This window comes from Hymenobacter sp. IS2118, assembly GCF_000715495.1.
GTDB lineage: Bacteria > Bacteroidota > Bacteroidia > Cytophagales > Hymenobacteraceae > Hymenobacter.
The window spans coordinates 23,149-36,225 of the sequence record NZ_JNLX01000050.1 but is presented as its reverse complement, the minus strand read 5'-3'; the positions used below and the strand labels follow the sequence as shown (position 1 = coordinate 36,225).

General features: G+C 61.3%; 7 protein-coding genes. 2 read left to right on the top strand and 5 right to left on the bottom strand.

Annotation, left to right across the window (positions count from 1 at the left end; genetic code table 11):
- Positions 1-6 precede the first annotated feature (6 nt).
- The 5 genes from GM79_RS03425 to GM79_RS03405 all read right to left on the bottom strand — a co-directional run bounded on the left by GM79_RS03425 (position 7) and on the right by GM79_RS03405 (position 8,378).
- Positions 7-1,311 carry a M16 family metallopeptidase gene (locus GM79_RS03425; RefSeq protein ID WP_035559254.1) on the bottom strand — a complete coding sequence of 435 codons (1,305 nt, stop codon included), beginning with the start codon at positions 1,309-1,311 and terminating at the stop codon, positions 7-9.
- A gap of 129 nt (positions 1,312-1,440) precedes the next feature.
- Entirely contained in the window at positions 1,441-2,664 is a 1,224-nt protein-coding gene (gene porV / locus GM79_RS03420; RefSeq protein WP_051718454.1) for a type IX secretion system outer membrane channel protein PorV, read from the bottom strand.
- Positions 2,665-2,717: 53 nt separating this feature from the next.
- Entirely contained in the window at positions 2,718-6,770 is a 4,053-nt protein-coding gene (gene porU / locus GM79_RS03415) for a type IX secretion system sortase PorU (protein ID WP_035559251.1), read from the bottom strand.
- A gap of 147 nt (positions 6,771-6,917) precedes the next feature.
- Positions 6,918-7,616 (bottom strand): CDP-alcohol phosphatidyltransferase family protein, encoded by a 699-nt coding sequence (locus tag GM79_RS03410; protein ID WP_035559247.1) that lies wholly within the window; start codon positions 7,614-7,616, stop codon positions 6,918-6,920.
- A 108-nt stretch (positions 7,617-7,724) separates the two neighbouring features.
- Entirely contained in the window at positions 7,725-8,378 is a 654-nt protein-coding gene (locus GM79_RS03405; RefSeq protein ID WP_035559244.1) for an MBL fold metallo-hydrolase, read from the bottom strand.
- Between the two features lie 182 nt (positions 8,379-8,560).
- Here GM79_RS03405 and GM79_RS03400 point away from each other — a divergent pair, with 182 nt between their 5' ends.
- Both GM79_RS03400 and GM79_RS03395 read left to right on the top strand, forming a co-directional pair.
- Positions 8,561-9,640 (top strand): NAD(P)/FAD-dependent oxidoreductase, encoded by a 1,080-nt coding sequence (locus GM79_RS03400; RefSeq protein ID WP_035559241.1) that lies wholly within the window; start codon positions 8,561-8,563, stop codon positions 9,638-9,640.
- 134 nt (positions 9,641-9,774) lie between these two features.
- Positions 9,775-13,005, top strand: coding sequence for a PD40 domain-containing protein (locus tag GM79_RS03395; RefSeq protein WP_051718453.1), 3,231 nt, complete (start codon positions 9,775-9,777; stop codon positions 13,003-13,005).
- Positions 13,006-13,077: the final 72 nt, after the last annotated feature.

Genomic DNA, 13,077 nt, shown 5'->3' with positions numbered 1-13,077 from the left:
ACACGCTTATTCCGCTGGAATTTCTACCGGGCCGGCCACCACCACCTGCATGTCTTCAGGAGTCAGGTAGTGCTGCGCCAGTTTCTGCAGGGTTTCCGCGTCGGCCGCTTCGGTTTGCCGCACGAATTCGGTGTAGTAGTCGCCGGGCAGGTTCATGAAAACCAGCGCCTTGTACTTGTCGCACTGCTCAAAAACAGTGGATAGCTCGTTGGCAAACTTGCCCAGCAGGTAGTTTTTGACCGTTTCCAACTCGTCGGCCGGAATTGGCTCTTCCTGCAAGCGGCGCATTTCCATCGCAATTTCGCTCACCGCGAAATCGGCGCTTTCGCCCTTCACATCGGTGCCGATGATGATATTGGTACCCAATTCGCGCGGCGCCACGCTGGCGTAGATGCCGTATGTCAGGCCCTTGTCTTCGCGGATGTTACGCATCAGGCGCGAGCCAAAGTACCCGCCAAACACGTTCACGAGCAGCTTCAGCCGGTGGGTATCGGGGTGCGTGGGCGCGGGCCAGCTCCGGCCCATGCGCACCGATGCCTGTAGGCTGCCCGGCACCACTACGCGGGCCGAAGGAATTTCGACGCCGGCTACCGAGCCCGCGGGCGCACCCGAAACCGGTACCCGAAGGCTGAGCCCACCTTCGGGGACTTCGCTGAAAGCCTGCGCGACTAGGGCTTGCTCGGCCGCCACGTCGCCGCACAGAAATATTTCCGCGTTGCTAAGGGCATAGGCTGTTGCATGAAATTGCTGGGCTTCGGCGCCCGTCAGGGCCTGATAAGCGTCGCCGTCGAAAGGCTGGCCGTAGGGCGTCTGCGAACCAAAAAGCAGCTCATTGAACCGTTCGGAGGCCAGAAAGCTGGTTTTTTGGCGCTCTACCCGCACGTTTTGAATGGTGCGGGTTTTTAGCTGCTGCAGCTCGGCCTCGGGGAAGGCGGGGTTGGCAAGCACATCGTTCACTAGTGGCAGCAGCGCAGACAGGTGCCGGGTGAGGCAGTAGAGCGTGAGCGTGGAGCGGTCGAAACCCGCATCGCATTCCAGCGAGGCGCCGTAGAAAGCCACTTCATCGGCAATTTGCCGGGCCGTGCGGGTGGCAGTACCTTCCAGCAGCATACGCGCCGTGAGAGACGCCAGCCCCGGCTTGGTTTCAGCCGTTTTGCCGGCCCGGAACACCAACTGCAGGCGCACCACGGGTTGGGCATCGTTGGCCAGCACGTGCAGCCGGGCACCGCTGGGCAGCGCTAAAACTTCCGCCTCGGGTAGCGTAACGCGGGCCAGCGGCTGAACGGGAGGGGCAAGAGTGCGGTCGAGCATAGGGGTTTTTAGTTATCAGTTGTTAATGACTTATTCTACAAGCGCGAATAAGCCGTAAAAAGAACGTCATGCCAAGCTTACCGAAGCAGCTGGGCATGACGTTGTTGGTGCGCACCGGAGGACCTCGGCTTAGTTGGAATTCACGCTGCCGCTGGTGCCGCCGGCCCCGTTCTCGTCGAAAGCCTCCGACAGCTTATTCAGGTTGAAGTGCAGCGAGATGCGGATGGTTTGGGCCAGGGGGTTGTTCTGCGAGTTGCTGCCCGTAGGAATCAGGTACGTGCCATCAATGCCGAACACCTGGTAGCGTACACCCAGGCCCAGGCTCGCGTACTGGCGGTCGCCCTTGTCAGGCGCTTCGTAAAAGTAGCCGCCGCGGGCATACAGCAGGTCGTTGTAGTTGTATTCGAGGCCGGTCGAAAGGTTGATTTCGCGCAGCTCCTCCTTGAAGCCGCCGGGCGCGTCGCTAAATGAGCCCAGAATACCGCTCACGATGCCTTTATTGGCAATTTCGCGGTTTTTGGCCAAAATACGGGGGTCATTAGGCGGCACGCCATCTTCATAATAAGGCGAGGGCACCAACAGCTTGGTCGCGTCGAATACAAGCGTAATTTTATTGTACTGGTCAATTTCCCGGGTCAGTGCCGTACCCAGTTTCAGGGACGTGGGCAGGAAGCTGGGGGTAGTTGGGTCTCTGTAGGCCATTTTGTTGCCGATGTTGGACACCGAGGCACCAAAGGCCAAGTTGTAAAGGCCAGTACCAATGGTAGCGTCGGTGTTGTAGTAGGCGCCTAGGTCTACGGCAGCAGAGTTGCCGGACTGGGCGTTGTTGCCGCCCACGGTGCCCACCAAGTTCGAGCGCACGTAGCGCGCCGAGATGCCCACACCGAAATTATCCGTCAGCTGCTGACCGTAGGACACGGTGAGGGCGTATTCTTTGGGGCTGAACGAGCCGGCTGGCAGGTTGCCGCCGTCGCGGTAGTCAATGGTACCCAAATCGAAGTACATCAGGGAAGCCCCGATGGCCGAACGCTCGCCAATTTTCCCGTAGCCCGACAAATAAGACAGGCTCATATCGTCGGTGATGTTGCGCAGCCACGGCGAATAGTTGAGCGAAGCGGCATACTTGTACTTCACGAAGCCCAGCTTGCCCGCGTTGTAGAAGGCCGAATTAGCATCGGGCGATGTCGCCACGCCGGCCTCACCCAACGCCGAACCGCGGGCGTCGGGGCTGAGGGTGAGAATGGGCACGGCCGTGGTGATGGTGCTCTGGTTTTGTTGCGCCTGCGCGGTGCCCACTAAGGACAACGAGCCAGCCAGCAGCGCCACGCGCGAACGAGAAAGGGGAAGGTGCATAGAAAAGGGGGAAGAAGGCCAGCCGACGCGGCCCGGGCACAAATTAAAGCGGATTAATTGAGGATGACGAGTTTTTCGTACTTCGAGGCCGTGGAGCCGTTCTGTGGTGAGCGCACGCTCAGCCGGTACACGTAAACGCCACGGGCTAGCTGGTCATTGTATTCATCGCGGCCGTTCCAGGTAATGCTGCGCTGCTGAGCCTCGGTACTGGGCACCGTGGCTGTGAGGGTGCGTACCAAATGGCCGGCTACGGTAAAAATCTGGACCTGTACTTCCAGGTTGTCGGGCTGGCCGCCGGCCTGGTTGTGCTCAAAGAAGAACGTAGTAGAGTTGGCAAACGGATTGGGGTAGTTCAATACGTGAGTCAGGGCCAGCTTTTCGTCGTTGGCTACAATGAACTCAATCGTGCGTTCCGCCGAATTATTGTACGTGTCCCAAGCTTTAAGGCGCAGCGAGTGCGGGCCCGGTGTCAGGTCTTTAAAGGGGTTGTTCACCTTGCCGGAGCGGAAGTCGCCCACGCTCGACACGTAGCTGTCGTTGAGCACCACGAGCTTGTTGGGGTCGTTGTCGAGCACGGCCGTAATGTCGTGGCCAATGCCCGCGCCGGTAGCATTGATGCCATTATCGTCCGTGAGCGTGGCCAGCAGCGTGGTATTTTGCCCCGTCAGGCCCCCGAACGCAAACGACTCGCTGTCCATAAACAGGCTGATAACCGGCGGAATGGAGTCCGGCTCCACGTTGGAGGCCGAGCCGCCCACCGGCTTCATCTGGTAGCCGTGCGCGTCCACACGGTTGGTGCCATCAAAGGCATACAGGCTGATTTTGCCAATACCCAGGTTGTAGTTAATGTCCTTGGGTACCACAAATGTGAGGTTAAACGCGCCGTTCCGCACCTCGGCCTGCCCGGCGTATATCACGTTTTCCTGAATCACAACGGGCCGTGGCGCATCGGCCGGGCTATTTGCCACTTCGTTGCCCAGCGTCATTACCGTGGTGGGCTTGTCGTAGATGGTAACCTGGGCCCGGCCGGTGAAGGCCTGGTTGGCCACACCGTTGTTCAGCACCCGGCCATGCACCTGCACGCGCGCCAGTGCGCGGAGAGTATCGGCCGGCTCGGTGCTGTCTTTGGTCACCTGCATCACACTGTCCACCACCACCGTTTGCTTGGGATAGGCCAGCGTCATGCTGGGGTCGGCCAGCAGCACATAGTTGCGGTTGTTGATAACGCCAGGCTGCCCCACACCCGGAAAATCATTCTTACTCAGCATGATGACCGTGCCAATGTTGGGCATGGCGCCATTGTACGGCCGAAGCACCCGGTTGAAATACGCCTGGTTCAGGCTGGCGTTCTGGCCGGCATCTACCACGCGGGTGGTGGTGAACAGGCCCACGGCGCCGCCCGTCGGGTTGTCCGTCAGCGACTCTTCTCCGGCCGAAGTAAAATCGGGGTTGTCGTAGGTGCTGAAATCGCAGGTGCCGGTGGTAAAAAATGTCAGGTTGTTGGCGTTGCGCAGGGCCAGCACTGAGGCGTTGGTCACGACTTGCTCGTCGGTCCATCCCTTGGGGCCACCGTGGCCCAGGTAGTTCACAATCAGCGAGCCCTGCTCAATCGACTGGTCGATGGCCCGGTTGGCTTCGGGCGAGCGCTGCCCAGCCGACACGGCCAGCTGCGGATACAAGTCGAGGTACACCTTGTGCACATTATACTCCGGATGGTTGGTTTCGATGACGCGGCTAATCAGCTCCGAGCCCTGGCCCACAAACAGGTCCCCATTGCCGTCATCCGACACTAGCGTCACACGGTTGCGCCACTTGCCATACGCCGTCGTGGCATCGTAGCTAATGATTTTATCGACCACCTGCCGGGCCTGGGCCGTGCTCATGCGGTCGCCCTTGGGCGTGCGAATCGGCAGGCGGCCCACGCCAATATCGAGCAGCTCGGTGCCCGGCCGCATCTCATCCCACTCGCCTTCGTTATCGTCGAGCAGGGCATAAAAGTCGTCCGACGAATAGCTGGCCTGGCCGTATGCCCCGCCGTAAAACGGTGCCAGCGACTCGCGCGACTCGTAAGTCGGCACGTAATTCTGGTTGAAGGCGTCGAAATCCGGGTCGTTCTTGAACGGCGTCCGGTCCCGCCACCAGGTCGGTTCAAAATCCTTGTTGTTGAACGGGTCAGACTTGTAGTCGAAAGACGCATCGCCGAATAGCAGCAGCTGCATTTGCTTGCCGGCCGGGGCGCGGTCGTAGAGCTGCTTCATCAGGTCGCGGATGGCGCTCACGTCCTGCCCGCCCGAGCCGTATTCATTGTACACCTCGGCCGTCGTCACCACCGCCACGCGCAGGTTGTCGTGGCTGGTGCGGTGGTTGGCCAGCCGCTGCGCTTCGCCCTTAAATGGCGCATACGTCACAATGACCAGGTCAATCAAAGCCCCGGAGCTGCTGTTCAGCGCGTGCAGGTTCTGGTTGGCTACCTTGCCAAAGGCACGCGGCCGGGTGAAGGCCCCGCCGGGCTGGAAGGCCACGTACTCGCGCAAGGTATCAGACGAGGCCACGAAGCGGGCGGTTCCGCCAGCGGCGGTCAGCGGCATGGCGGCGGGCCGGCGGGGGTTGGTTACGTCCCACACCACGGCTCCGGTGGCATTGGCCAGCTCAAACTGGTTGGTGGCCTGCGGGGCAATATTGGCCAGGGAGCGAAATTCCAGCTGGTCGCCGCTAAGGCGCAGTTGGCGCTGAGCCGTAATTTCCAGGTAATCCAGGTAGCCAGCGGAGCTGGGGTCGTTGCTATTGTACGTCAGGCCCACCCGCAGCTCCGTGCCGGGGCTGGCCAGGGGCAGCTGCTTAGTTTCGGTGCTTACGGTGGCAATGGCGCCAAACTCGTAGGTCGGCCGCGCTTCCAGCAGCTGGCTGCCCATCACGGCCCCGTTGAGCGTGAGCTGAAACGCACTCGGGGTATTGGACCGCGCCACCACCGAAGCCGTTACCCGCACGGGCGTATTGGGCACCAGGTCGGGAATATTATTAAAAGGAGATTCACGAAAAGGGAAATCTTTTTGCGCATTCACGGAAAAGCCCTCGCCCACCCAGTTGCGGCCCGAACCGCCCGGCCCGGACGTGTGCATGAGGTTGGCTAAGTCGTGCTCATAAAAAGTCCGGTACGCGAAGGTGTTGGTGGTGGGCGTGGCGCCGGAAGCTGTGAGCGCGGCAGCCGTGGGCACCCGGCGGCCGGCCGTGCCGTTCACCGTCACGAAGTAGAAAGTGGTGTCGGTGTAAATGTTGTTGCGATGCCGGAACGAGGCGCCCTCGGCTTCCCAGGTGTGCGCCCCCGGCGAGTAAAACAGTACGTACTCATTTTCGTCGAAGGTAGCGTCGCCGTTGCCCACGAACAGCACGTTGTTTTCAACCAGGTCGTCGGGGCGCGGCGCGGCGTTGGCCTGGGGCAAAATCCCCATGGCATTACCGTAAACGTGCAGGTTATTGGGGTTGATGCCTTGCAGGCTGCTCACGCCCATGATGCTTTGCAGCGCCGTCCGGTCGAGTTTATAGATACCGCTTTCGCTGACGCCCATCTTGTACCAATCGCCCGTGGCCAGCACCGAGCTGGTGGCGTAGCGGCGGGAGGCAGTAGGGCGGCGGGCGGGGGCAGCACTCGCGCCGGGCGTGTAGCGGTAGTCGAACGACACCAGCCGCTCAGGCTGGCCGGTTTGGGGGTTGCGGCGCACCGGGCGCAGATTCAGGTGCGTCACCACCTGCTTCATTTCGGTGCCGGATTGCAGCTTGGGCTCGGGGCCGGCGGGCAGCTTGCTGGCGTTGAAGAGCTTGGCATCGGCGGCGGGAAATGGCTCGTACACCATGTTCACCAGCTCGCCCTGGGTCACGGCGCCTTTTAGCCGCAAGCTGTACCAGCCCACCTGGTCGTCCAGCGCCTGATGCACTTCGTTGAACGTGGGCACTTTTTGCTTGCGCGAACCCAGCGTGGGCACTTGCGTGTAGCCGCCCCATTTAACGGTGCCGTGGGCCACGGCCGGTCCGCCGGACTGCGCTTGCGCCGGGGCGTTAATACCAAGCAGCAGGCTCGCAAAAGCAACAAAGTAAAAAAATGGACGCATACAAATTTGGTTATTGAACTCCTGCTTCCCTCCTTCCGGCCTGCCACGCAGTGGCCCCGCAACAGCGGCACGCTTCAGCAGGTTCACCGGGCAGTGGCTTCTTAACAACCGGATAATCTATTTATTGTGATTGAGTGGGTAAAAATTCTACCGCTCCGCCATTTTGGGCACCGACAGCAGCACGTAGAGCAGCACCACCAACGGCACCGCCGCCGCACGCAATAGCACCACCAGCCCAGCCGCCAGCAGCAGGAAGATAAAACGGCGCCGGTTGTCGCCCCAGCGCAGGTTCTTAAATTTCAAAGCGAAGAGCGGCAGCTCGGCCACCAGCAGGCCCGAAAGCAGCGCCGTGAGGCCCAGCAGCAGGCCGGGATGCAGAATGACCGACGCCAATCCAAACTGGTCGTAGGCCAGAATCAGCGGCAGCGAGGCCACCACCAGCGTGCAGGCCGGCGTGGGCAGGCCGATAAAGGAAGTAGTCTGTCGGGTGTCATTGTTGAACTTTGCCAGACGCAGCGCCGAGAAAATACTCACCGTGAACCCGGCGTAGGGCAACCAGTACCACGCGCCGGCAGCCAGCGGAGCATCCAGACTCAGCAGCTTAAAGAGGATGGCGCCCGGTACGACGCCAAACGACACCATGTCGGCCAGCGAGTCCAAGTCTTTGCCAATGGCCGACGACACCCGCAGGGCCCGCGCCACCAGCCCGTCGGCAAAGTCGGCTACGGCAGCGGCGGCTACAAACCAGGCCCCAATTTCCAACTGCCCATCAAAAACAAATTTCAGCGCCAGGCAGCCGCACAGCAGGTTCAGGCAGGTAATGGCGTTGGGCAGGTGTCTTTTCATTTAACAAATAATATATTGAGCCAATAGCTGTTTGCCATTAGCCGTTGGCTTTCTTCTTCACATTCAGCTTAATGGGCTTTCACCGCGCACTTATTTACGACCGGTTCCTCAACCCTTAAGTGAATTCAAAAACGGGTTGCCACGCCGCTCCTCGCCGATGGTGGTGGCCGGGCCGTGGCCGGGGTACACCACCGTCTCGTCAGGCAAAGTCAGCAGCTCGGTTTCGATGCTGTGCAGCAGCGTGGCGTGGTCGCCGCCGGGCAAGTCGGTGCGGCCAATGCTGCGCTGAAACAGGACGTCGCCGCCAATAACAGTGGCCGTGGGCTCGTGGTAAAAAACTACGTGGCCCGGCGCGTGGCCCGGCGCAAAGCGCACTTCCAGCTCCGTTTCGCCGATGCGGACGGGCTGGCCGGCCACCAGCTCGCCGGTGGGCTCGGCGGGCTGGTACTGCGGAAAGCCGTAGTTGGCCGCGTAGGTGGGCACGGCGCGCAAGGTGGCCAAATCGAGGCGGTGCAGCAAAAACGGCGTGCCCGGCCAGGTAGCCAGCACAAAGTGGTTGCCGAGCACGTGGTCGATGTGGGCGTGCGTATTGAGGAGCAGCGTCACTTGTAAGTCGTTGTCTGCCACGTATTCGCGCAGAGCCTGCTGCTCATCCGGTGCGTAGCAGCCGGGGTCCACGATGGCGCAGTGCCGGGTGGCGTCGTCAATCAGCAGGTAGGTATTTTCGGAAAAAGCGTTGAAGGTAAAACCGGCGACAGTCATGCGAAATAGGGTTTCTGAGCAATGGGGCAAGGTACGACGCCGCGCCGTATCTGAGATTTGCCGGCCCGCCCGCGCCGGCAAATCTCAGATACGGTATCGGGCGGCGGGCGGGCTACCCTGCCACAATATTTTCCTCCGCTGCCGGGAATAGAGTACGCGTGCGTTTCCTTACCTTGCCAGCCATGACAGACTGCGACTTTCTGGTAGTGGGCCACGGCATCGCGGGCGCTACCCTGGCCTACGTGCTACGGCAGCGGGGCCACCAGGTGCTGGTGTACGACCCCGGCCAGACCAACTCGGCCTCAAACGTGGCGGCGGGCCTCATGAACCCCGTGGCCGGTAAGCGCTTCGCCCTCACCTGGCGCGGAGCCGAACTGTTGCCCTTCGCGGCCACTTTTTACCGCGAGCTGGAACACCGCTACGGCCAGGCTTTTTTTAGCGAAGCGCCTATTTTCAAGCTCTTCAGCTCGCTCGAAGAGCAGAACGCCGTGCTGGCCCGCAGCGCCGACCATCCGTGGGGAGATTTCGTGGCTGGCTTTGCCACTACCGACCCCGGTTTACCGGGCATCCACGCTCCTTTTGGCGGCGCGTGGCTGCAGCACGGCGGGCACGTGGCTGTGCGCGAACTATTGGCGGCCCTGGCCGCCGAAGGCACCCACGCCGGCTGGCTGCGCCGTGAAGCGTTCGACTGGGCGCAGTTGGCGACCAGCGCAACCGGCGCCGTGTACGCGGGCCAGGTCCGGGCCCGGCACGTCATCTGCTGCGAGGGCGCGGCGGCCGTGCGTAATCCTTATTTTAAGTGGCTGCCCCTCACCCCCAACCAGGGTGAGGTGCTGGACGTGGAGTGCGCCGGCCTGAGCGCAGCGCAGGTCCTGAACCGGGGCGCTTACGTGGTGCCCGTGGGCGGGGCCCGCTTCCGGGTGGGCGCCACGTACCGCTGGCCCCCATTTGCCAGCGGCATTACGGCCGTGGCGCGCGAGGAGTTGGCGGCCCGTCTGTCTGTTATTACCGAGCTGCCGTTTAGCATTGTGGGGCAGCAAGCCGGAGTGCGGCCAGCTGTGCGCGACCGGCGCCCACTGTTGGGCCCCCATCCTACGGTACCGGCGCTGAGCTTCTGCGGCGGCTACGGCTCGAAAGGCGTGATGCTGGCCCCGCGGCTGGCCGTGCTGCTGGCCGACTGGCTGGAGGGCCACGCCGAACTTTGGCCCGACGTGAGCCTGCAACGCTACCAAACCCTGCAATCCGTAGGAGCAGGCTGTTAGTTGTTAGTTGTTAGTTGTTAGTTGTTAGTCAATGAAGTTACCAGCAACGGACAACAAGCAACCGACAACTAGTGCCTTAAAATATTTTTAGCGTTTCTGCGGATTAATTCCTGCCTTTGCTCGTTCCCCGTATTATGAACATTCTACTATCCGCGAAACGCACGCTGGGAGTGCTCGCGCTACTCTGCCCGCTACTGCTTTCGCCGGCGGCGCGGGCCCAAACGGCACAGGAGCCTTTTGGCCGCGTTCGTATTCAGCACAAGGCGTTTAGGTGGCAGCAGCTGAGCACGCAGAACTTCAACATTATGTTTTATGACGGCGGCGAGCCCAGCGCCCGCCGGGCCGCCGAGTACGCCGAGAAGGAGCTCCAGCGCATCACGGCGCTCATCGGCTATTATCCTTACTCGAAGACCACCATGTTGTTTTACAACTCGGTGGGCGACCTGCGCCAGAGCAATATCGGCCTCACGGCCACCCAGCAGCAGGTGAATGGCGGCGAAACCCCGCTAGCCCGCATGAGCAAGGTGCAAATTGCCTTTTCCGGGCAGGAAACCGAGTTCAAGCGCGAGCTCAGCACCCAGATTACGCAGGTGCTGCTCAATGATATGATGTACGGCGGCTCGCTGAAGGAAGTGCTGCAAAGCAGCTACCTGCTGCAGCTGCCCAACTGGTTTATCGGCGGAGCTTCGGCCTACGCTGCCGAAGGCTGGAGCGTGGACATGGACGGTTTCATGCGCGACATGAGCAAGCAGTACCCCACCGGCAACCGCACGGCGCCGTATTTTCTGCGTAGCTCCACGCTGGCCGGCCAGAGCATCTGGAACTACGTGGCCGAGCGCTACGGCTACACCACCATTCAGAACATTCTCAACCTCACGCGCATCACCCGCGACGTGGAAGTGGGCATCAGCTCCTCGCTGAACGTACCATTCAAGGTCTTCATGAAAGACTGGCTGACGTACTACCGCGACCTGAACGGCCAGCCGGTAGCCACGCTGGTGGAGCCGGAAAAAAAATTCCGGCAAAGCGGCCGCAACCGCCACGCCGATGTGTTTTCGCAGCCCACGCTGAGTCCCAACGGCCAACAAGTGGCCTACGCTCAGAACGAGCAGGGCCGCTACCGCGTGGTGGTGATGAACCGCGACGGCTCGCGCCGCCACATCATCAGCCGGGGCGGCCACAAAACGCCCGACCAACAGGTGGAAACCCGCCTGCCCGTGGTGGCTTGGCGCGGTAACTCCCAGGTGGCGATGGCCGAGATGCGGCGCGGCGAAATGGCCCTGCGCCTGCGCGATGCCAAGGGCCTCGGCCTGGTCACCCGCATTCGGGAAGCCGTGCGGTTTTCGCGGCCCGCCTCGGTGTTTGATGGCTACGACCAGGTGTTGAGCATGAGCTACGCGCCCGATGGCAAGGCCCTCGTGTTTAGCGCCGTGCGCGATGGGCAGAACGACATTTACCTGTTGCGGGCGGGCAGCCGCAAGCCCGAGCAGCTCACCAATGACCTGTTTGACGACGTGCAGCCCGTGTTTTTGCCCGGCGGGCAGGGTTTGGTGTTCAGCTCCAACCGCTACCTCGACTCGTTGGGCCAGGCCCGGCCGGCCACGTTCCAGAACGTGGTGAACAATTACGACCTATTCATCTACCACCTCGACGGGCGCGCCACGCCGGTGGAAACGATGGTGAGCACCATTTCGAATGAAACTCGGCCCCGCGCCATTTCGGATGACGAGGTGCTGTACCTAGGCGAAGAAAGTGGCGTGCGGGCGCTGTACCGCTATTCGCTCAAAACCAAAGAGCGCACCCTGCTAACCAATTGGCTGCCCAACACGCAGGACTTCGACTATAGCTCGCAGACCTCGGCGCTGGTGTTTGTGGCCCCGGCCCAGGCCCGCGACATCCTGTACGTGTACCCCACTTATCCGCTGCCCCCGGCCCTGCCCCTCACCAAAACTGCCCGTCAGCAAACCCTGGAAGACCGGTCGGCCGCGCCCCGCGCCGCCACGCCCAAGCCAGCCCCGGCGCCCGCACCAGTAGCTTCGGATGCGGCCGTTCCGGCAGCGGCGGGTACGGCTACCAGGGCCACCGGCACCGTGAATACCAGTGACTACCAGTTTGAGGAAGATGAGCCCACGCAGCCTTCGCAAACCAAGCGGCGGCGCCTGACGCCCACCGCAGCCTCGGCAGCGGCGCAGGCCAAGGCCGACCTCCCACTTGCCGGCCCTTTCCGCTACGACACGCGCTTTATGGCCGATAATGTTTCGAGTGCGCTCTTCGTGGACCAGCTGCTGGGCATGGGCCTGCAGTTCAAAGCCGCGCTGACCGACGTGCTGGAGAACCAGCGCATCGATGCCAGCTTGTTTGGACTTTTTGACTTGCGCACCAGCAACATCCGGGTTTCCTACACCAACCTTACCAAGCGCTACGACTGGGGCGTGGCCTATCAGAAGCAAGCGTATTTTTTCGACATTGGTGGCCCTTTCCGCTACGGCCGCCACGAGGTAGCGCCCACTATTGCTTATCCGCTCACCCACAACCTGAGCGTGCGCGGCGGCCCTCGCCTCGTGAATATTTCGCGCACCCGGCTGGGCAACGTCTCGACCGAAGACGACGAGAGTTCCAGCTATCTGGGCTACAGCGGGGAGTTGGTGTTCGATAACAGCATTGCTACCGGCGTGAACATGGTGAGCGGCACGCGCCTGAAAGCCAGTATTCAGCAACAGAACAACCTGGACAATAAGAGCCTGAATTTTGGCAAATTCGTGATTGACCTGCGCCACTACCAGAAAATCAGCCGCTCCATAGTGTGGGCCAACCGGGCCAGCTACGGGCAGTTTTTTGGGCGGCGGGAGCAGCTCTTCCGCCTGGGCGGCATGGACAACTGGCTGAACGCCGACTACCAGGACGCCCGCTTTCCGATGAATTACAGTGCGCCGGACCAGGTATTCAACCAGGAATTTGTGACCAACCTGCGCGGCTTCGATTACAGCGCCCGCAGCGGGCCGCGCTACGTGCTGTTCAATAGCGAGTTGCGCATTCCCATTATCCAGTACTTTGCCCGCAAGCCTATTTATTCGGGCTTCTTCCGCAACCTGCAGCTCACTGGCTTTGTCGATGCGGGCACTGCGTATAGCGGCACCAATCCTTTTGGAACGGACAATTCCTCCAACACCGAAGTCACTGGCGGCAACGGCAACTTCTTCTCGGCCACTGTCATTAACTTTCGCAACCCATTTTTGGTGGGCTATGGCGTGGGTGCGCGCTCCACGCTGCTGGGCTTCTACGGCAAGGCTGATGTGGCTTGGGGGCAGGAAAACTACGTCACCAAAGACCCGAAGCTCTACCTCACCTTGGGCTACGACTTTTAACCCCAGATTTAGCCGGCTTTTTTGGATTCTACGGATTTTTATGTTGCGCCGCTGGAGCTTTTCCGGCGGCGC